This is a genomic window from Pseudomonas sp. PDM22 (genome assembly GCF_014851965.1).
Classification (GTDB): Bacteria; Pseudomonadota; Gammaproteobacteria; order Pseudomonadales; family Pseudomonadaceae; genus Pseudomonas.
In genome coordinates this window covers 676,491-697,068 of record NZ_JACVAR010000002.1, presented here as the reverse complement: position 1 = coordinate 697,068, position 20,578 = coordinate 676,491, and the positions used below count along the sequence as shown (strand labels likewise).

Annotated in this window: 16 protein-coding genes and 1 pseudogene; 7 read left to right on the top strand and 10 right to left on the bottom strand. The window is 64.0% G+C overall.

Annotated elements, in window-relative coordinates; genetic code table 11:
• Positions 1-16: 16 nt before the first annotated feature.
• The 4 genes from IB255_RS08845 to ribBA all read right to left on the bottom strand — a co-directional run bounded on the left by IB255_RS08845 (position 17) and on the right by ribBA (position 4,223).
• Positions 17-826: an ABC transporter permease gene (locus IB255_RS08845; RefSeq protein ID WP_081517808.1), complete on the bottom strand. Its 810-nt coding sequence runs from the start codon at positions 824-826 to the stop codon at positions 17-19.
• A 3-nt stretch (positions 827-829) separates the two neighbouring features.
• Positions 830-1,780: an ABC transporter permease gene (locus tag IB255_RS08840; RefSeq protein ID WP_081517807.1), complete on the bottom strand. Its 951-nt coding sequence runs from the start codon at positions 1,778-1,780 to the stop codon at positions 830-832.
• Positions 1,765-2,790 (bottom strand): polyamine ABC transporter substrate-binding protein, encoded by a 1,026-nt coding sequence (locus IB255_RS08835; RefSeq protein ID WP_081517806.1) that lies wholly within the window; start codon positions 2,788-2,790, stop codon positions 1,765-1,767. The genes IB255_RS08840 and IB255_RS08835 overlap by 16 nt, the downstream gene beginning before the upstream one ends.
• Before the next feature lie 323 nt (positions 2,791-3,113).
• A complete protein-coding gene (ribBA, locus tag IB255_RS08830; protein ID WP_192210096.1) occupies positions 3,114-4,223 on the bottom strand; it encodes a bifunctional 3,4-dihydroxy-2-butanone-4-phosphate synthase/GTP cyclohydrolase II in 1,110 nt (369 codons plus the stop codon).
• 88 nt (positions 4,224-4,311) lie between these two features.
• Between ribBA and IB255_RS08825 the strand changes: the two genes are divergently transcribed.
• On the top strand, positions 4,312-4,605 hold the full coding sequence (locus tag IB255_RS08825) for a DUF1330 domain-containing protein (protein WP_081517804.1): 294 nt from the start codon (positions 4,312-4,314) through the stop codon (positions 4,603-4,605).
• 504 nt (positions 4,606-5,109) lie between these two features.
• On the opposite strand, the gene IB255_RS08820 is transcribed toward IB255_RS08825, so the two are convergent.
• A complete protein-coding gene (locus IB255_RS08820; RefSeq protein WP_081517803.1) occupies positions 5,110-6,507 on the bottom strand; it encodes a purine-cytosine permease family protein in 1,398 nt (465 codons plus the stop codon).
• Between the two features lie 334 nt (positions 6,508-6,841).
• Between IB255_RS08820 and IB255_RS08815 the strand changes: the two genes are divergently transcribed.
• Positions 6,842-7,327, top strand: coding sequence for a flavin reductase family protein (locus IB255_RS08815; protein ID WP_045209928.1), 486 nt, complete (start codon positions 6,842-6,844; stop codon positions 7,325-7,327).
• 575 nt (positions 7,328-7,902) lie between these two features.
• On the opposite strand, the gene IB255_RS31225 is transcribed toward IB255_RS08815, so the two are convergent.
• Together IB255_RS31225 and IB255_RS31220 are read right to left on the bottom strand one after the other, a co-directional pair.
• A complete protein-coding gene (locus IB255_RS31225; protein ID WP_412548118.1) occupies positions 7,903-8,631 on the bottom strand; it encodes a methyl-accepting chemotaxis protein in 729 nt (242 codons plus the stop codon).
• Between the two features lie 129 nt (positions 8,632-8,760).
• Positions 8,761-9,693 (bottom strand): annotated as a pseudogene (locus tag IB255_RS31220) (cache domain-containing protein); the annotation flags it as partial.
• 357 nt (positions 9,694-10,050) lie between these two features.
• Here IB255_RS31220 and IB255_RS08805 point away from each other — a divergent pair.
• Positions 10,051-11,094, top strand: coding sequence for an LLM class flavin-dependent oxidoreductase (locus tag IB255_RS08805; RefSeq protein ID WP_081517801.1), 1,044 nt, complete (start codon positions 10,051-10,053; stop codon positions 11,092-11,094).
• 283 nt (positions 11,095-11,377) lie between these two features.
• On the opposite strand, the gene IB255_RS08800 is transcribed toward IB255_RS08805, so the two are convergent.
• The 3 genes from IB255_RS08800 to IB255_RS08790 form a co-directional block, all read right to left on the bottom strand.
• Positions 11,378-11,716 carry a DUF5713 family protein gene (locus IB255_RS08800; RefSeq protein ID WP_081517800.1) on the bottom strand — a complete coding sequence of 113 codons (339 nt, stop codon included), beginning with the start codon at positions 11,714-11,716 and terminating at the stop codon, positions 11,378-11,380.
• 149 nt (positions 11,717-11,865) lie between these two features.
• Positions 11,866-13,503, bottom strand: coding sequence for an MFS transporter (locus tag IB255_RS08795; protein ID WP_081517799.1), 1,638 nt, complete (start codon positions 13,501-13,503; stop codon positions 11,866-11,868).
• 126 nt (positions 13,504-13,629) lie between these two features.
• Entirely contained in the window at positions 13,630-15,294 is a 1,665-nt protein-coding gene (locus tag IB255_RS08790; protein WP_081517798.1) for a GMC family oxidoreductase, read from the bottom strand.
• A 124-nt stretch (positions 15,295-15,418) separates the two neighbouring features.
• Between IB255_RS08790 and IB255_RS08785 the strand changes: the two genes are divergently transcribed.
• From IB255_RS08785 to chiP, 4 genes are all read left to right on the top strand, one after another.
• Positions 15,419-16,324 carry a LysR family transcriptional regulator gene (locus IB255_RS08785; protein ID WP_081517797.1) on the top strand — a complete coding sequence of 302 codons (906 nt, stop codon included), beginning with the start codon at positions 15,419-15,421 and terminating at the stop codon, positions 16,322-16,324.
• Between the two features lie 956 nt (positions 16,325-17,280).
• The gene (locus IB255_RS08780) at positions 17,281-17,751 is read left to right on the top strand and encodes a Bro-N domain-containing protein (protein WP_081517795.1); all 471 of its coding nucleotides are present in this window, start codon (positions 17,281-17,283) and stop codon (positions 17,749-17,751) included.
• Between the two features lie 198 nt (positions 17,752-17,949).
• Entirely contained in the window at positions 17,950-18,678 is a 729-nt protein-coding gene (locus IB255_RS08775) for a WGR domain-containing protein (RefSeq protein WP_081517794.1), read from the top strand.
• A 494-nt stretch (positions 18,679-19,172) separates the two neighbouring features.
• Positions 19,173-20,558, top strand: coding sequence for a chitoporin ChiP (gene chiP / locus IB255_RS08770; protein ID WP_192210095.1), 1,386 nt, complete (start codon positions 19,173-19,175; stop codon positions 20,556-20,558).
• Positions 20,559-20,578: the final 20 nt, after the last annotated feature.

The following is a 20,578-nucleotide window of genomic DNA, read 5'->3' as shown; positions in this document are numbered from 1 at the left end:
GCATTTACCTCGGCGCTCAGGCGCGGATTTCGTTGCGCCGGCGCAGGGCGGCGGCGATCACCATCACCAGCACCGACAGGCCGATCAGCAGCGTCGAAGCGACGGCGATCACCGGGGTCAGGTCCTGGCGCAGGGTGGTCCACATTTTCACGGGCAGGGTCTGCAGGGTCGGGCTGGCCATCATCACGCTCAGCACCACTTCATCCCAGGAGACCAGGAAGGCGAACAGCGCACCGGCGACCATGCCGGGGCGAATCGCCGGGAAGGTCACCTTCATCACCGCCTGCAGGCGCGACGCCCCGCAGATAACCGCGGCGTCCTCGATGGACTGGTCGAAAAGCTTCAGCGAGTTGATGATCGAGATGATGGTGAACGGCAGCGCGACTATCACGTGGCTGACCACGAAGGAGAACAGCGTGCCGGTGTAGCCGAGCTTGAGGAACAGCGCGTACACCGCCACCGCGATGATCACCAGCGGCACGATCATCGGCAGGGTGAACAGCCCGTAGAGCAGCTCGCGGCCGGGGAACTTGCCGCGCACCAGGGCGAAGGCGGTGGGCAGGCCCAGGGCGACCGAGCAGAGGGTGGTGAGGATCGCCACCTTCAGGCTGGCGAACGCTGCGCTCATCCACTCGGGGTTGGAGAAGAACTGGCCGTACCACTTCAGCGTCCAGCCCGGCGGCGGGAACACCAGCCACTGCGAGGAGCCGAACGACAGCAGGACGATGAACACGATGGGCAGCAGCAGGAAGGCCGCGATGGTGCCGGTCGTGAGGTACAGGCCGACGCGCATGCGCCGGCTCATGGCATTGGGTGAGAGCAGCATGGCTTACCTCGCGCTACTGGAAGCCACCGGGGATTCCGGCTGCAGCTTCAGGTAGAGGTAGAACAGCACCAGGGTGATGGCGATCAGCAGCGCGGCGGCGGCGCTGGCCAGGCCCCAGTTGAGGAAGGATTGCACCTGCTGGACGATGAACTCCGGCAGCATCATGTTCTGCGCCCCGCCCAGCAGCGCCGGGGTGACGTAGTAACCCAGGGACATGACGAAGACCATCAGGCCGCCGGAGAACAGACCCGGCCGACACAGCGGGATGAATACCCGGAAGAAGTTGGTCCAGGGGCTGGCGCCGCAGATCGAACCGGCCTGCAGCACCATCGGGTCGATGGCGGCCATGGTCGCCTGCAGCGGCAGCACGATGAACGGGATCATGATGTAGCTCATGCCGATCACCACGCCGGTGAGGTTGTGCACCAGTTCCAGCGGCTGGTCGATGATGCCCAGTGCCATGAGGGTCTTGTTGATCACCCCCGAGGCCTGCAACAGCACCAGCCAGGAGTAGGTGCGCGCCAGCAGGCTGGTCCACATCGACAGCAGCACGATGTTCAGCAGCATGCGCCCCCAGCCACGCGGTACCAGGGTGATCGCCCAGGCCAGCGGGAAGCCCAGCAGCAGGCTGATCACGGTGACCAGCGCGCCGACCGCGAAGGTGTTGAACAGCACCCGCGAGTAGGCCGAGTTGGCGAACAGCTGGGCGTAGTTGTCCAGGCCCAGGGTGGGTTCCATCACGCCGCGCAACAGCAGGCCGATCAGCGGGGCGAGGAAGAACAGGCCGAGGAACAGCAGCGCCGGCAGCAGGTTGCGGAAGCCGCGCCAGCGGTGAGTGAGCACTTCATCCTGTCGCATGGGTTCTGCCTTCGGGGCCGGCGTGCCGGCGGCGCGGGATGCGCCTCCGGTTGCCTGGCCCGGCTGCATCACAGCCATTTTCACTTGACCAGCCATTCGTTCCACCGTGCGGCGATCGCCGGGCCGTTCTTCGCCCAGTAGGCGTAGTCGAGGGTGATCTGCTCCTGCGCGTAGGCGGTGGGCAGGTTAGGCGCGAGGTCGCCCTTGAGCTGGCCGACGCTGTCCAGGTTCACCGGGGCGTAGGCGGTCAGGTTGGCGAAGTCGGCCTGGCCCTTGGCGCTGCTGGAGTTGGCCAGGAACTTCATCGCCGCGTCCTTGTTCTTGGCGCCCTTGGGCACCACGAGGAAATCGGCCATGACCAGGTTCTGCTTCCAGCTCACGCCCACCGGCGCGCCGTCCTGCTGCAGGGCGTAGATGCGGCCGTTCCAGAACTGGCCGAGGGTTGCCTCGCCGGAGGCCAGCAGCTGCTGCGACTGTGCGCCGCCGCCCCACCAGACGATGTCCTTCTTGATGGTGTCGAGCTTCTTGAAGGCGCGGTCCAGGTCCAGCGGGTAGAGCTTGTCCTTGGCGACGCCGTCGGCCAGCAGGGCCAGTTCCAGCACGCCGGGGCTCGGCCATTTGTACAGCGCGCGCTTGCCCGGGTAGTTGGCGGTGTCGAACAGCGCCGACCAGTCCTGCGGCTCTTTGCCGCCGACCTTGCCCTGGTTGTAGCCGAGCACGAAGGAGAAGTAGAACGAGCCGACGCCGTGGTCGGAAACGAAGCGCGGGTCGATGCGGTCGCGCTTGATGGTGTTGAAGTCCAAGGGCTCGAGCAGGCCTTCGGCGGCGGCGCGCAGGGCGAAGTCGGCTTCGACGTCGACCACGTCCCACTGGACGTTGCCGCTCTCCACCATGGCCTTGAGCTTGCCGTAGTCGGTGGGGCCGTCCTGCACCACGGGGATGCCGGTGGACTGGGTGAAGGGTTCGGCCCAGGCCTGCTTCTGCGCATCCTGGGTGGTGCCACCCCAGCTGACGAAGCTGAGGCTGTCGGCGCCGAAGGCAGCGGTGCCGGTTGCGCCCAGTACTGCAGCGGCCAGGACCGCGATCGCACGTTTCTTAAACACCATCTTGCTTGCCCTCATTGTTGTGATTGTTCACGGCGACCTTCGTGGATCGCCTGTCTGGAGCAGGTGGCCGTAGCGTCTTGTAGGCAGCGGTGGGTTGGCACGCTGACTGGTAGAAAATGCAAGGCCTACGGAATGTCATATTATGGTATTCCAAACTTTCCGCAAGTCCTCGGCGACACCGGCCATCGTGGCAGCGAAGCTTGCGTGGAAACCGCGTCGTTCCTCGTTTTGCTCAGGTTGTTGATTGGAAAGGAAATCTTTTTTCCCACTGGCCGTGCTGAAATTTCCTGGCGAAAAGCCAGCACGGCGAGCGGACGAACGGATCAGCCTTCGAAAGGCAGCGTCTCCACCACTTCCAGGTCGTAGCCGGTGAGCCCGGCGTACTTCAGCGGCGCACCCAGGTGGCGGATCTTGCCGACGCCGATGTCCTGCAGGATCTGCGCGCCAGTGCCGACCTCGGAATAGATGCGCGACTGCGAGCGGGTGAACTGCCGCGGCGCCTGGGTGAGCTGCGGTACGCGAGCCAGTAGCGCCTGGGAGGATTCGTTGTTGGCCAGCACCACGACCACGCCGCGACCGACCTCGGCGACCTTCTGCAGGGCAGCCCAGAGGGTCCAGTTCTTCGGCCCGGTGTACTCGGCGCCGACCAGGTCGCGCAGCGGATCGATCACGTGCACGCGCACCAGGGTTGGCTCGTCGCGCTTGATGTCGCCCATCACCATGGCCATGTGCACGCCGCCTTCGATGCGGTCCTCGTAGGTGACCAGGCGGAAGGTGCCGTGCACGGTGGGCAACTCGCTCTCGCCGATGCGCGCGACGGTGTGCTCGTTGCTCAGGCGGTAGTGGATCAGGTCGGCAATGGTGCCGATGCGGATGCCGTGGCGCTTGGCGAAGGCTTCCAGGTCCGGGCGCCGGGCCATGCTGCCATCGTCGTTCATGACTTCGACGATCACCGAGGCCGGGGTCAGCCCGGCCAGGCGCGCCAGGTCACAGCCCGCCTCGGTGTGGCCGGCGCGGGTCAGCACGCCGCCTTCGCGGGCGCGCAGGGGGAAGATGTGGCCGGGCTGCACCAGGTCCTCGGCGCGGGCGCCCGGCTGCACGGCGGTGATCACGGTGTGCGAGCGGTCGGCGGCGGAGATGCCGGTGGAAACGCCGGTGGCCGCCTCGATGGACACAGTGAAGGCGGTGGAATAGGCGCTGCCGTTGGCCGGCACCATCTGCTCCAGGCCCAGGCGGGCGCAGTGCTCATCGGTCAGCGTCAGGCAGATCAGCCCACGCGCCTCACGGGCCATGAAGTTGATCGCCTCGGGCGTGCAGCGCTCGGCAGCGAGCAGCAGGTCGCCCTCGTTTTCACGGTCTTCGTCGTCGACCAGGAGCACCATCTTGCCCTGGCGGTAGTCTTCGATGATGTCTTCGATGCGATCGAACGGCATGGTGCGGTACTCGGCTGGATCGTGGATGAAAAAATCTGGTATACCATAATACATTTCTTATCCGAAACAGCAGCAAGCAGAGGTGAACATGAAGGCTTACTGGATCGCTCACGTCGATATCACCGACCCGGAGCAATACAGCGAATACACCCGCCGCGCCCCGGCGGCCTTCGCCAGGTACGGCGGCAAGTTCCTCGCCCGTGGCGGCCGTTCAGAGGCCCTCGAGGGGCGCCCTACTCCTCAGCGTAGCGTGGTGATCGAGTTCGATTCCTATGAGCAGGCGGTGGCCTGCTACCGCTCGGCGGAATACCAGGAAGCCTGCGCGCACCGGCAGGGCGTGGCGAAGGCGGATATCGTCATCGTCGAGGGGTTCGAGGGGTAAGGCCCCAGCCATGGGCGAGCGGGATTGCCGTCGGCCCTGCCGACGGATCGCGGGCATGGCCCGCTCAGTACCGCTCTGGCTCTGGCTCTGGCTCTGGCTTTAATGAGGCTTCCAGAGAAGTATCCACACGCGCCGACTGCCCCGTTCAGGAGGCCTCGTTGAAGCGCAGTTTCAGGGGTTGAGCGACATGGATGTCGCGAGAGCGCTGTCGGGCCAGGGATGGCCCGTCAGCGCGTGCCCCTGAAACTGCGCTTCAACGAGGGAATTTTTCGCCTAAGCGAAAAACCGGATGTCCGGGGCAAGCCTTCTTGGTTACTTCTTCGGCGTTTGGAAGAAGTGACTCGCCCGAGGGGGCGAAACCCAATATCTGCGCGTACTCACAAGCGGCGCAGAGACACCGGGCTCCAGGCAACCCACAGCTCTCCAATCTCTAAGCCGCACAGGCAAAAAAAAAGCCCCACCGAAACCCGGCAGGGCAGAGAGTGTAAAACCCAGGTCGAAACCTTATTCCGCGATCCCCAGCGCCACCGGCTGGCCGACTTCGCGGGCCTGGCCGCGGGTGGCCAGGCAGTAGTACAGCGGGACGGTCACCAGCAGGCCGACCAGCCACGACAGGTCCACCCCGTCGATGTAGTTGGCGTACGGGCCGACGAACAGCGAGGTATTGGCGAACGGCAGCTGCACGATGATGCCGATGAAGTAGGCAATGATCGCGTGCGGATTGAAGCGCCCGTACACGCCGCCGTCACGACGGAAGATCGAGTTGATGTCGTAGCGGCCGCGCTTGATCAGGTAGAAGTCGATCAGGTTGATCGAGGCCCAGGGCACCAACACGATCAGCATCGCCAGAATCAGGCCGATGAACTGCGAGATGAAGTTGGCCGAGGCGCCCAGCGCCATCAGGCAGCTGCCCGCCAGCACCACCGAAGACAGCACCACGCGCACCCGCACGCTGGGCGTCCAGCTGCCGGCGAAGGTCTGGATCGAGGTGACGATGGAGAGCACCGCGCCGTAAAGATTCAGCGCGTTGTGGCTGATGATGTTGAGCAGGAACAGCAGCATCAGCACCGGGCCGAACATACCGGTGGCCTGCTTGACCGCGACCATCGCGTCGGTGCCCTCCGGGGTCGCCAGCACGGCGACGGCACCGAAGCTGAACGACAGGCTGGTGCCCGCCACCGCGCCGGCGAAGGTCGCCAGGAACGGCTTGCCGATACCGACGCTGGCCGGCAGGTAGCGCGAGTAGTCCGAGGTGTAGGGCGCGAAGCTGATCTGCCAGATGATGCCCAGGCACAGGGTGGCCAGGAAGCCGGACAGGTTGAAGGCGCCGCGGGAGAGGAAGTTCGCCGGCAGGTCGCCGCCGAGCATGATGACGAAGCCCAGCAGCAGCGCGCCACCCATCACCCAGGTGCCGATACGGTTGAGGGTGTGGATGAAGCGATAGCCGATCACGCCGATGGCGGTGGCACTGAGTGCGCCGAGGATGATCGCCACGGGCGTCGGGGTCGCCGGCACCAGGCCCTGGATCGATTTGCCCGCCAGGACGATGTTGGAAATGAAGAAGCCGACGTAGATCAGCGCGGTGAAGAACACGATCAGCAAGGCGCCGTAACGACCGAACTGGCCCCGGCTCTGGACCATCTGCGGGATGCCCATCTGCGGGCCCTGCGCCGATGCCAGGGCGAGGAACACGCCGCCGAACATGTGCCCCAGGACAATGGCGATCAGCCCCCAGAGCAGGTCGAGATGGAACACCTGCACCGCCATCGCGCCGGTGACCACCGGCAGCGGTGCGATGTTGGTGCTGAACCATAGCGTGAACAGGTCACGGGAGCGCCCATGACGCTCGGCCGGCGGCACGTAATCGACGGTATGGTTCTCGATCAGCGGAGTATCGGACATCGTTTTTGCCTTGCTTATTGTCTTTGTAAGGTCAGGTCATCCGGCGCCCTGAATCGGGCAGAAACGGCGCTGCGGTGACGCCGGCAATATTATGGTATTCCAAATACCAAGCAAGGTATTTCTGAGTAACCGTTGGTCGAATGGTAGCCAACGGGGTGTCTGGCGGACACTCACCCTATCGGCGAAAGCCCCGTATTCCCTAGCCTCCAGCCGACATTCGACCTTTCACCGTCCATCCATCGGGAAAAGAAAGGGCTTGCTTTCGAAGTATTACGGTATACCATCAGACGAAACGACCACTCCCGATGGCCGGCTCACAAGACAGGTACACGCAATGATCGACCACGCTGCCTACAAACAAGTCATGGGCTCCTTCCCGTCCGGCGTCACCGTCATCACCACGATGGACGACGATGGCCAGGTGGTCGGCCTCACCGCGAGTGCCTTCAGTTCCCTGTCGATGGACCCGGCACTGGTGCTGTTCTGCCCCAACTACAGCTCCGACTCCTACCCGGTGCTGATCCGTCGCAAGCACTTCGCCATCCACTTGCTCTCCGCGGACCAGAAGGGCGAGGCCTACGCCTTTGCCAGCAAGGGCAAGGACAAGGCCCAGGGCATCGAATGGACCCTGAGCGAACGCGGCAACCCGCTGCTGGAAAATGCCACCGCCATCATCGAATGCGAACTGTGGCGCGAATACGAAGGCGGTGACCACGCCATCCTGGTCGGCGCGGTAAAGAACCTGATCGTGCCGGACCAGCAGATCACCCCGATGATTTACTGCCGCGGAAAGATGGGCGCGCTGCAGGCTTTCGCCTGACCGCCTGATCTTTCGCCGTCCGGCGCAGGCCCCTTCTTGCGGGAGTGAGAAGGGGCTTTTCTTTTGTCTGTTGATTGGCGAGGCGCCCTGCCCTCGCCAGCGGCGGATAACGCTGGCGCGTTATGCGCCCTACCCTGCTTCGATGTATCGCCCTCGCGGCGGAGCTGCCATGTGACGTAAACGTAGGATGGCGTGGAGCGCAGCGATACCCATCAACCCGGAGCACTGGCAGCATGGGTATCGCTGCGCTCCACCCATCCTACAAACGTGCCCCCGGTGATTTCGCGCTACCCCAGCGCCTATGCCATTGCGGAGGCGGATAACGCTGGCGCGTTATGCGCCCTACCCAGCTGGACGCCTCGGTTTTCGTATGAGCGGACCTTGTCCGCGAAAGGGTGATACCGACGGGATTCGCAGCAACGTAGGGCGCATAACCTGGAACAGGTTATCCGCCGTTGCCGCGCAACAGGTGAACCTCACGCTCACAGGTTCCCTGTAGGAGCGAGCAAGCTCGCCCCTACGAAAAGCGACTCGGCCAATAAAAAGGGCCCGCCTTCACGAGCCCCTTTTCCCCATCAAGTCCTGAACCGCGACACCAGGCGGTTCAGCTCGTCCGACAGCCCGCTCAGGGTCTGCGCATCGCCCCGCGTGGCGTCCGCCAGGCTAGCGACTTCCTGGGCGTCGCGGTGGATCTGGCTGATGTGCCGGTTGATCTCTTCCGCCACCTGGTGCTGTTCCTCGGCAGCGGTGGCGATCTGGGCGTTCATGTCGCGGATCACGTCCACCGATTCGCGGATCGCCCCGAAGCACGCGCGCGCCTCGCGGATCGAACCGACAGTGCGCTGCGACGCCTCCAGGCTCGACTGCATCTGTCGCCCGGTGTCATGGGTGCGGCGGGCCAGGGTGCCGAGCAGGTTGTCGATCTCGCCGGTGGATTCCGCCGTGCGCCGTGCCAGCGCGCGCACCTCGTCGGCCACCACGGCGAAACCACGGCCCTGGTCGCCCGCCCGCGCCGCCTCGATGGCCGCGTTGAGCGCCAGCAGGTTGGTCTGTTCGGCGATGGAGCGGATGGTGCCGAGGATCGACTGGATGTCGTTGCTGTCCTGCTCCAACTGGCGCATGGCGTCGGCCGAGTGGGCAATCTCCTCGCTCAGGCGACCGACGCTGTCCACCGCCTCGTCGATCTGCAGTTGGCCATCGTGGGCCTGGCGCTGGCCGCTGTCGGCGGATTCCGCCGCCTGGCTGCAGGAGCGCGCGACCTCGTTGGCGGTCATCACCATCTCGTTGAACGCGGTGGAGACCATGTCCACCGCCTCACGCTGACGCGCGGCGGTATCGGCCAGCGCCTGGGAGGTCTCGCGGCTGCTGCCCGAGCTCTGGTGGATGCTGCCGGCGGCGGTGCCGATGCTCTGTACCAACCGGCGGATCGCATCGAGGAACTGGTTGAACCAGCCCGCCAGTTGCGCCGTCTCGTCGCGACCACGCACGGCAAGACGGCCCGTGAGATCACCGTCCCCCTGGGCGATGCCTTCCAGGCCTGCTGCCACGGCACGCACCGGGCGCACCACCAGCCCGGCGAACAGCGAGCCGAGGCCGGCGAAAACCAGCGCGATGATCACCGCCACCAGGGCGATGCCCCAGGTCAGGCGTGTCGCCTTGCTCATCACCTCGCTTTCCTTGATCAGCCCGACGAAGCGCCAGCCCAAGGTCTCGGACGGCCAGACGTTGGCGAGGTAGGGCTCGCCGCCGATAGTCACTTCCACCAGCCCTTTCTGCGCACTGGCCAGGCGCTGGAAATCGCCGCCCAGCTCGCCCAGCTGTTTGAAGTTGTTCTCCGGGTTGTGCGGGTCGACCAGGATGGTGCCGTCGCCTTCCATCAGCATCAGGTAGCCGGATTCGCCCAGGCGGATAGCCTTGACGATATCGGTCAGGCGCTTGAGCGAGACGTCGATATTGACCACCCCGCCCTGCGGGCCGAACTGGTTGGCAAAGGTCCGCACGCTGCTTACCAGCACCACCTTGTCCGCGGCCCAGTAGTAGGCTTTGGTGCGCAGGGTCTTGCCCGGCTGGGCCATAGCCGCCTGGTACCAGGGCCGGGTGCGCGGGTCGTAGTTGGCCAGCTTGGCGTCGCCCGGCCAGAAGCTGTAGCCGCCCTCGCGGGTGCCCAGGGAGACGTAGGCGTAGTCCGGGTGGCTCTGCGCCAGGCCGGTGAAGAGGTCGAACACGCGCTTGTCCAGCTCCCCGGTCGGGTGCTGCGCGGCGTCGGCACCGATGTACTGCTTGAGACTGCTGTCGATGGCCGTCAGCTGGGGATGGCCGGCGAGGTATTCGACGTTCTGGGTGATGCCGTCGAAGAATATCTGCATGGCGTTCTCGACCTGGCGGATCTCCCGGCTGCTGCCATCGATGAAGCTTTCCCGCGCCTCGCCGCGCAGGTTGAGGATCACCAGCACGGCGACGAGGATCACCGGCAGGCTGGCAATGGCGGAAAAGGCGAGGATCAGTTTTTGTTTGAGGTTCATCCCTACTCCCTTGGTCTGCTCGCGGCAGAAACGCCTTGCAGACATCCCGTATTATGGTATACCAATATGCAACGGATTCCCTAGCGCGGAAAACGGCCACTCTCCCGCCGCCGCGCCTGACCGCCGAAAAGCAGCGATGCGTGCCTGCGCATCTCCCGCCGGCTGCCGCGCCGGATACAAGAAAGGTTCGAGGTAAGCGATATGAAGTTTTCCCTGTTCGTGCACATGGAGCGCTACGACGACCAGCCCAGCCACCGCCAGCTGTTCGAAGAGCTCACCGAGCTGACGCTGATGGCCGAGGCCGGTGGCTTCTCCACCGTCTGGATCGGCGAGCACCACTCCATGGAGTACACCATCTCGCCGAGCCCGATGCCGCTGCTGGCCTACCTCGCCGCGCGCACCCAAACCATCCGCCTGGGCGCCGGCACCATCATCGCGCCCTTCTGGCACCCCATCCGCGTGGCGGGCGAATGCGCCCTGCTCGACGTGATCAGCAACGGCCGCATGGAAGTGGGCCTGGCGCGCGGCGCCTACCAGTACGAGTTCGACCGCATGGCCAACGGCATGCCGGCCGGCGACGGCGGCAAGTACCTGCGCGAGATGGTCCCGGTGGTGAAGGCGCTGTGGCAGGGCGATGTCGCCCACGAAGGCGAGATCTGGAAGTTCCCCACCTCCACCTCCTCGCCGCGCCCGATCCAGAAGCCGACCCCGCCGATGTGGATCGCTGCCCGCGACCCGGACTCGCACAACTTCGCGGTGGCCAACGGCTGCAACGTGATGGTCACACCGCTGATGAAGGGCGACGAGGAAGTCGTCGACCTGAAGAACAAGTTCGAGGCTGCCCTGGCCAACAACCCGGATGTGCCGCGCCCGCAACTGATGGTGCTGCGCCACACCCACGTGCACACCGCCGACGATCCGGAAGGCTGGAAGGTCGGCGCCGAGGCCATCTCGCGCTTCTACCGCACCTTCGACGCCTGGTTCGGCAACAAGCAGACCCCGGTCAACGGCCTGCTGCCGCCCAGCCCCGAGGAGAAGTTCAAGGAGCGCCCGGAGTTCGAGCTGGAGAACATCCGCAAGAACACCATGATCGGCACCCCGGAAGAAATCATCGCGCGCATCCGCCACTACCAGGAACTGGGCGTGGACGAGTTCAGCTTCTGGGCCGACAACAGCCTGCCGTATGAGCAGAAGAAGAAGTCGCTGGAACTCTTCATCAAGCACGTGGTGCCGGCGTTCCGCTGATCACCGCTGCTTGCCACAAAGGGCGCCTTCGGGCGCCTTTTGTTTTTCTTCTCGCACCCACCGATATCGGGAAAAACCTCGAACGCAGGATGGCGTGGAGCGCAGCGATACCCATCGACTCCGGCGCACCGACAGCATGGGTATCGCTGCGCTCCACCCATCCTACAAGGTGCCTCCCTCCCAGCCCGCGAACTACCAAGCTCCTACAGGCGGACTCCGGCTTCCCAATGAAAAGGCCCGGCATCAAGCCGGGCCTTCGTCATTTCACGGAAGCTCGAACGATCTACCACTCGCGTGGCGCGATCAGTTCCTCGATATCGGCATCGAAGCCATAGGCCTCGGCGATGAAGGCGACATCCCCGCCGATGTTGTCGCGGGCGGCGGTCTCGATCTCGCTGCCCTGGTCCTCGAACTCCTCGCCCAGCGCGTTGAAGGCCAGGGTGGTTTCATGGGTCAGCGCGTACAGCGCATCCAGGTCCGCCGGTGCCTGCGCCTCGATGGTCTCGCACAGCGCCACCAGCAGTTGCTGGCCCTTGGCGACCAGATGCGGCGGGAAGTAGCTGTCGCGCTGCATCTCGTCGAGGAAGCTGTACTGACTCAGCTTTTCGTTCCTGATGGCCATGATCGTATTCGCTCCTTGAGTGATCCGGCGGTGTACCGGGCACGGCATCCTAAGGCGAAGCCGCAGCCGATGCCACGCAGGACTCCCGCGCTGGCGACAGACATGAAAAAGCCCGGCAACCAGCCGGGCCCTTTCACCTCAGCCGGGGATCAATCCGCGTGGATGTCGTTGTCCTTGGTCTCCTTCAGGAACAGCAGCGAGCAGACCAGGCTCATCGCCGTGATCAGCACCGGGTACCACAGGCCGTAGAAGATGTTGCCGGTGTACACCACCAGCGCGAACGAGATGGTCGGCAGCAGTCCGCCGAACCAGCCGTTGCCGATGTGGTACGGCAGCGACAGCGACGTGTAGCGGATGCGCGTCGGGAACAGCTCGACCATCAGCGCCGCCAGCGGGCCGTAGCAGCAGGTAGCGATGAAGATCAGCGCGACGATGATCGCCACCACCATCGGCCGGTTCACCAGCGAAGAGTCGGCCACGGTCGGGTAGCCGGCGTCCTTCACCGCAGCGCCCAGCGCGGCGGCGTCGAAGCCCTCGAGGCGCTTCTCGCCCACCGTCACCACCAGCTCGCTGCCGGCCGGCGCGGCCACCGTGCTGTAGGGCACGCCGCCCTTCACCAGCAGGGTCTTGGCCTTGTCGCAGGCGCTGTCGAATTTGGCCTTGCCCACCGGGTCGAACTGGAAGGTGCAGGTGGCCGGGTCTGCCATCACGGTGACCGGCGCCTGGCGCGTGGCCGCATCGATCTGCGGGTTGGCGTAATGGGTCAGCGCCTGGAACAGCGGGAAGTACAGCACCGTGGCCAGCAGCAGGCCGGTGATCAGCACCGGCTTGCGGCCGACCTTGTCCGACAGCCAGCCCATCACCACGAACAACGGCGCGCCGATCACCAGGGAGATGATCAGCAGCCCGTTGGACAATGCCGGGTCCACCTTCAGCACCTGGGTGAGGAAGAACATCACGTAGAACTGCGCGGCGTAGAAGGTCACCGCCTGGCCCGCGTTGATGCTGAACAGCGCGATCAGGACGATCTTCAGGTTGCCCCAGTTGGTGAAGGACTCCTTGAGCGGCGACTTGCTCACCTTGCCCTCGGCCTTCATCTTCAGGAACGCTGGCGACTCGTGCATCGACAGGCGAATCCAGGTGGAGATGCCCAGCAGCACGATGGAGATCAGGAACGGCAGCCGCCAGCCCCAGGTCTCGAACTCGGCGCCGGTGAGCTGGCGGCAACCCCAGATCACCACCAGCGAGAGCAGCAGGCCAGCGGTGGCGGTGCACTGGATCCAGCTGGTGTAGGCGCCACGCTTGTGGTCCGGCGCGTGCTCGGCCACATAGATCGCCGCGCCACCGTACTCACCGCCCAGCGCCAGGCCCTGCAGCAGGCGCAACACGATGAGGATGATCGGCGCGGCCACGCCGATGGTGGCGTAGGCCGGCAGCAGGCCCACCGCGAAGGTCGACAGGCCCATCAGCAGGATGGTGACGAGGAAGGTGTACTTGCGCCCGATCATGTCCCCCAGGCGGCCGAACACCAGCGCGCCGAAGGGGCGGACCAGGAAGCCGGCGGCGAACGCCAGCAGGGCGAAGATGAATGCAGTGGTGTCGTTGACCCCGGCGAAGAAGTGCTTGGCGATGATCGCCGCCAGCGACCCGTAGAGGAAGAAGTCGTACCACTCGAACACCGTGCCGAGCGACGAGGCGAAAATCACCTTGCGCTCGTCGCGACGCGAGGTCGCGGGCCGCTCATAGGAGCTGGTCTGTGTCGCACTCGTGATTGCTGGATCGGTCATTGCGGGCTCTCCCGCCCCTTCTGGGGGCTTTTGTTTTTGTCAGCCTCGACTGCCACGGTTTTCACACCGCGCGATACCGTTGATTTGCTACACGCCAAATAAAAAAGTGGGCAGACGGGATCGCCGTCACGCCACCGGAGCTTCCTCCTGTGTGCGCCCACTGGAAGGGATGACCTCCGCGCCACGCGCGGGTTCGCTCAAAATCATCTGCGCGGCCTTTTCCGCGATCACCAGCACCGGCGAGCAACTGTTGCCGGAGGTCAGGCTGGGCATGATCGAGGCGTCGGCGATGCGCAGGCCGGGGATGCCGTGCACGCGCAACTGGCTGTCCACCACCGCGCCCTCGCCCTGCCCCATGCGGCAGGTGCCGGCCGGGTGGAAGATGGTGGTGCCGATCTCGGCGGCGGCGCGGTGCAGGTCTTCCTCGGTCTGGTAGTCCGGGCCGGGCTTGAACTCCACCGGCTGGTAGCGCGCCAGCGCGGGCGCGGCGGCGATGCGGCGGGTCAGGCGGATGGCGTCGGCAGCCACGCGCAGGTCCTGCGGGTGGCTCAGGTAGTTGGGCTGGATCACCGGCTTGTCGCGCGGGTCCAGCGAACGCAGCGTCACCGAGCCACGGCTCAGCGGGCGCAGGTCGCACACCGAAGCAGTGAAAGCCGGGAAGCTGTGCAGCGGCTCGCCGAAGCGCTCCAGCGACAGCGGCTGCACGTGGTATTCGAGGTTGGCCGAACGCTGGCCGGGGTCTGACTTGGCGAACGCGCCCAGTTGGCTCGGCGCCATGGACAGTGGGCCGCTGCGCTTGAGCAGGTACTCCAGGCCCATGCCCATCTTGCCCCACAGCGTCGAGGCGATCTGGTTCAGCGAGGGCGCGCCGTTCATGCGGTAGATCAGGCGCAGTTGCAGGTGGTCCTGCAGGTTGCCGCCGACGCCGGAAAGCTCATGGCGCACGCCGACGCCGTGTTTCTCCAGCAGATCGCGCGGGCCGATGCCGGAGCGTTGCAGCAGCACCGGCGTGTTGATCGCCCCGGCGCAGAGAATCACTTCACGCCGGGCCCGCAGCTCGCGCCGCGCACCCTGCCAGTTCACTTCCAGCCCGGCGGCGCGACCGTTTTCCAGCAGCACGCGCAGGGCCTCCACGTTGGTCAGCACAGTGAGATTGGGGCGGTTGGCGATGGGCCGCAGGAAGGCCTTCGAGGCGTTCCAGCGCACGCCGGAACGCTGGTTCACCTGGAAGTAGCCGCAGCCTTCGTTGTCGCCGCCATTGAAGTCGTCCACCGGGCGCACGCCGGACTGCGCTGCCGCCTCGCGGAAGGCATCGAGGATGGTCCACGACAGCCGCTGCTTCTCCACCCGCCATTCGCCGCCCGAGCCATGCAGCTCGCTCGACCCGCCGAAGTGGTCCTCCATCTTCATGAACAGCGGCAGCAGGTCATTCCAGCCCCAGCCAGCGTTGCCCTCGGCGGCCCAGCCGTCGTAGTCCAGTGCCTGGCCACGCATGTAGATCATGCCGTTGATCGAGGAGCAGCCGCCCAGGGTGCGCCCGCGCGGGTACTTGATGGCGCGGCCGTTCAGGCCCGGCACCTTCTCGGTGTCGAAACACCAGTCGGTGCGCGGGTTACCGATGCAGTAGAGGTAACCGACGGGAATGTGGATCCAGGGATAGTTGTCCGGGCCGCCGGCTTCGAGCAGCAGCACGCGGTTGGCAGGGTCGGCGGACAGGCGATTGGCCAGCAGGCAGCCGGCAGGGCCCGCGCCGACGATCAGGTAGTCATAAGCATCCAGTGCCTGGGGCATGGAGAAGTACCTCGTCGTGCTTGTTCTTTTTATCTGAGGACCGAGCCTAGTCGTTCGTTCGTGATAAAAGAACAGTCGTTTCGAGTCAGCTGCTGTGCGTTTTCTAACAACAAGGACTGCCGAGATGTTCGACTGGAATGACCTGCGCTACTTCCTGGAGCTGCACCGCAGCGGGCGTCTGCTGACCACCGCCAAGCGCCTGGGCACCACCCACGCCACGGTGGCGCGGCATATCGAGAGCATCGAGCGCGACTTGGGCACCCAACTGTTCGCCCAGCACACCGGCGGCTACCAGCTCACCCCGGCCGGCCAGGCGCTGCTCAAGCACGCCGAGGCCATGGAGAACACCGCCCTCCTCGCCCAGGAGGAAATGAGCCAGGCCATCTCGCCGCTGGGGCAGATCCGCATCGGCGTCACCGAAGGCCTGGGCACCATGTTCCTCGCCCCGCGCCTGGGCGAGCTGATGCAGCGCTATCCCGGCCTGGAAGTGGAACTGGTATCGGTGCCGCGCTTCGTCAGCATCACCAACCGCGAGGCGGACATCGCCATCACCCTGGAACGCCCCAGCGCCGACCTGGTGATCAGCCGCCGCCTGACGAGCTACCGCCTGAGCCTGTTCGCCAGCCCCGCCTACCTGGAAAACGCCCCGCCCCTGCGCGACCGCGAAGACCTCAGCCGCCACCCGTGGATCGGCTACGTCGACGACCTGCTGTTCAGCCAGGAACTGCTGTTCCACCACAGCTTCTGCCGCCACCCGCAGGTAGTGTTCCGCAGCACCAGCGTGGTCGCCCAGCAACAGGCCGCCCAGGCCGGCATCGGCATCGCCATCCTCCCGCAGTACATGGGCCTGCACGACCCGCGGCTGGTGCCGGTGCTGCCGGAGGAATTCATCGAACGGGAATACTGGATGTGTACCCGGCGCGAACTGCACCGCTCGGTGCGGCTGCGACTGGTGTGGGATTTCCTGGTGGAAGTCTGTGGGCGCGAACAGGGGATTCTGGTGGGCGGCGAAACCTCCGTCTCCCTGTAGGAGCGCGCCATGCGCGCGATCTCGGGCATGGCCCGCTCCTACAATGTGCACCGGCTGCGCTCGTAGGGCGCATAAAGCGGAACGCTTTATCCGCCGTCGGGATGGCGGATAACGCTTGGGGCGTTATGCGCCCTACGCACTGGTGGGCGGCCAAACGACGTCATTGGCCTTATCTGTAGGAGTAACGCGTATGTATGAGTGCTGTCACCGGCTATTCATTAGCAAAAAATTCATTCAACAACTTCGTGCGCCCACTTGTAGCTGCTATACAAAAAAGACTGCCCACCTTCTTTATCTGTCTCAACTACATCCAAGTACACCCTTGTGCCTAGTGGATACCCTCTAATTAACTTAGAGCACTCTATTTTCATATCCACAGAAAAACCCTGTCCCGCGCATGGCCGAACGCCATTTCTACGACGACAAGGGTCAAAGAATACCTCCGCCATAATTCGGCGATACTCTCTTGGATCTCGTTGACCACCGTACCCCATAGAATTTCTCTCAAAGATAAAAGCGGAGCATTCTGCATTCAAACTTACCAATACAATGAACACTAGAAGCTCCGCTGATCTACTCTATATAAAGATTAGTCACTTCTTCCGCGACTTTCCTGCGTCATCACGTTTCTCACGAATCTGACCATCCTTATTTCGAGATCGCGGCTGATCTCCGCCACCTGGTTTCGGGACGGTAACATTTGGGTTTATGGGCCTTCTATCAGTCATGGCATCATCCTTAAAAATCAGGTTCCTTGATTTTTGGTCGCTGAGTGCGACCAAAATGGAGCATAGCCAAATTCCACTGTTTCGCGTTTTCCTACCAGAAATTCGGCACTTAAGTCCATTGACTCGACAGAGAGCGATATTTAGCCTGCCCAATATGGTGCTGAACACACCCTCGCGGCGGAATACATGCCCGTTAGCATGGAGCGTTACGTATAGGACGCCCAATCCATGTCCCTTTCCACAACCCAAACACCATTCCTCCCCACCACTTTCTACCGCCACAAACGCCGCCTGCGCGCCCTGCTGATCGAGGAGCAACCGTGGTTCGTCGTACGCGATCTGGCGAAGCTGATGCGTGCCTACCTGGAAGAACGTCTGGAACACAACCTGGACGCAGACCAGTTGTGTCGCCGTTCGATCCTGGGTGAGTACCAACCCACCGAGGAAGTGGAGTTGGTCAGTGAATCCGGTTTGTACGCCACGCTGATTCACTTCTATCACCCGGAAAACCGCTGCATCCGCCAGTGGATCACCCAGACAGTGGTGCCCAGCCTGCGGGCGGAAGCTGGCAGCGGGCCGACTGAAGGCCCACGCCGTCGCCTGTTGCATTGGGAGCGCGAGCAACTGAGCGTGCTCGATTGGCAGGGGCAGGTCTGGGTGCCACTGCCGGAGTTGCCGCAGGCGTTGCGCCTGAGTTGATGGTGAGCGCCCCGCGGCGATGGCTGCGGGGCGCGCTCCTACGATGTGCCCCGGCTGCACTCGTAGGGCGCATAAAGCGGAACGCTTTATCCGCCGTCGGGATGGCGGATAACGCCTGGGGCGTTATGCGCCCTACGCCCTCGACCATCCGGCCGGGAATCCAGATAATCCTTCACCTGCAAACCACCCGAGGTCAGGATGAAGGCGTCACTGAAATTCACGGAAGAAAAAGCGGACAAGTTCTGGCGAGTTGAAACGCTGGGCTCCGAATTGCTGCTCAATTACGGCAAGAGCGGCACCAGCGGCCGCAACCAGATCAAGGCATTCGCATCCCCCGAAGACTGCGAGGCGCAGGCCCGGAAGCTCACCCAGGGCAAGATGAAGAAAGGTTATGTCGACTTCCCCTTCGACTATGACAGCCACCGCTACTTCGACGACGAGGAAGTCGGGCTGCATCGCCTGACCTCGCACCCGCGCTTCGTCGCCCACTTTGCCGATGACGTCTACTACGACTGCTGCGATGAAGACGCGCCCTTCGGCAGCGACGAAGGTAGCGATGCCCTCGGTGAGCTTGCCGCTTTCATCCGCACCCAGAAGACTCCGAACGCTTCGAACTTCCCGCGATGGCTGATCGAAACCCAGTGGGGGATGACCTTCATCGAGCCGGCCTCAATCGATATCGAGGATGCGCTCAAGCCGGAAAACAAAGCGCTCGAGCCGGACATCTACCAGAGCTGCCGCGTCGTCATTGCCGCCGCATTCGGGCAAATGAAGATCACCGGCAGCATGGACGCCTCGCTGAAAGCCTCCGCCATGGCGGCCATCGCGTGCCTCGACAGGATGGGCGTGCATCTGGGATGGGGGGACGGCAAGCCTTCGGCCATTCTCGACCAGTTGAGGACGGACCTGGCCGCTTACGCCCAGTAAAACCATCTTGAGTCATGGCGCCTCATGTTTGCTTCATGGGGTGCTGCATCGCCAACCTGAGTCCGCCAGACAAGGCAACTCCCCCACTTCAGCGCTCACTCCTCCACTTGTACGAAATTCCCTTCAGACGAAGCCAGGCATTCAGACAAGCCATTCTCCGCCGAGCCGTCCACCGGAGCCCGAGGCAGAACTGGATACTGAAACTGTGCGCTAACACCACTTGTTGAAATCCTGCACCCAACAAACAATTCCGCTCCCATCTCCGCCCGCGCCTCCCCATTTCGCACGTTGCCGCTTCTGTGCCCTGGCGCATGCCGTGCACATATTTCCCGCCTTCCGCCAAGCACCACTCATTGCCGCCAACTGCCCCTGAATGCAGCGCTGGCAGTGAACCCTGCAAGCCCTTCAGAAATTAACGTCCCGCCCCTTTCAGGTTGCGTCAGGGCATTCCAACGCCACTGACCGCGCATATCCAAGGCAACGAGAAACAACCGATGACTCTTCATCGCCATGGGCGTAGGACACTGGGGCTGGCCGTCGCCAGCATTCTGCTGGGCAGCGCTGTGCCATTCGTTCCAGCGGCCAGTGCAGCTGGCTTCGTTGAGGATTCAACCCTCACCGGCGGGCTCTACTATTGGCAGCGTGACCGTGAACGCAAGGACATTTCCACCGGCAATTACGAGACCAACCTCAAGCACGCCACTGGCAACGCCAACCTGGACTTCTCCTCCGGCTACGCCGCCGAACTGATCGGCCTGGACTTAGGCGCATTCACCGCCATCGAGTTCGCCGAGGACCACGACAGCGCCCACCCCAACGAGATCGCCTTCTCCTCGAAGAACAAGACCTACGACGAGGACTATTCCGGCGACAAGGGCGGCGCGAGCCTCTACAAGGCAGCGGCCAAGTTCAGGTTCGGCCCGGCCTGGGCGCGGTCGGGCTACATCCAGCCCAGCGGGCAGTCGCTGCTGGCCTCGCACTGGAGCTTCCTGCCAGGCACCTACCAGGGCGCCGAAGCAGGCGCTGACTTTGACTACGACGATGCCGGGGCGCTGGGCTTCTCCTACATGTGGACGGACAAGTACAAGGCGCCGTGGCACACCCAGGTGGACAGCTTCTACCGCAACGACCGCACGACCCGCGTCGACTACCTGCACTCGCTGGGCGCCAAGTACGACTTCAAGAACAACCTCGTGCTCGAAGCCGCCTTCGGCCAGGCGCAGGGCTATGTGGACCAGTACTTCACCAAGGCCAGCTACCAGTTCGAGTTGGCCGGGCGCCCACTGAGCACCAGCTACCAGTTCTATGGCGCGCGCGACAAGGTGAACGATGGCGGGGTCAACGACCTCTATGACGGCCTGGCGTGGCTGCAAGCCGTGACCTTCGGTTATCGCCTCGGCCAGGTCGACCTGCGCCTGGAAGGCACCGCCGTGAAGGCCAACGGCAACCAGGGCTATTTCCTCCAGCGCATGACGCCGACCTATGCCTCATCCAACGGCCGCCTGGACGTGTGGTGGGACAACCGCTCGGACTTCAACGCCAACGGCGAGAAGGCCGTGTATGCCGGTGCCCTCTATGACCTGGCCAACTGGAGCCTGCCCGGCTTCGCGGTGGGCGGCTCCTATGTCTACGCCTGGGACGCAAGGCCCAGCACCGCCCCGCAATACGACCAGAGCCAGCGCGTGATCGAGACGGCCTACAGCCTGGACGCTCTGTACACAGTGCAGAGCGGCGCAGCCAAGGGAACCCTGTTCAAGCTGCATTACACCCGCTACGACAACCACTCGGACAACCCGAGCTGGAGCAACGGCTACGGGAACATGTTCCAGGACGAGCACGACCTGAAGTTCATCGTGATCGCGCCCTTCACCATTTTCTGACCCAGCCGCCGAGAGTGATC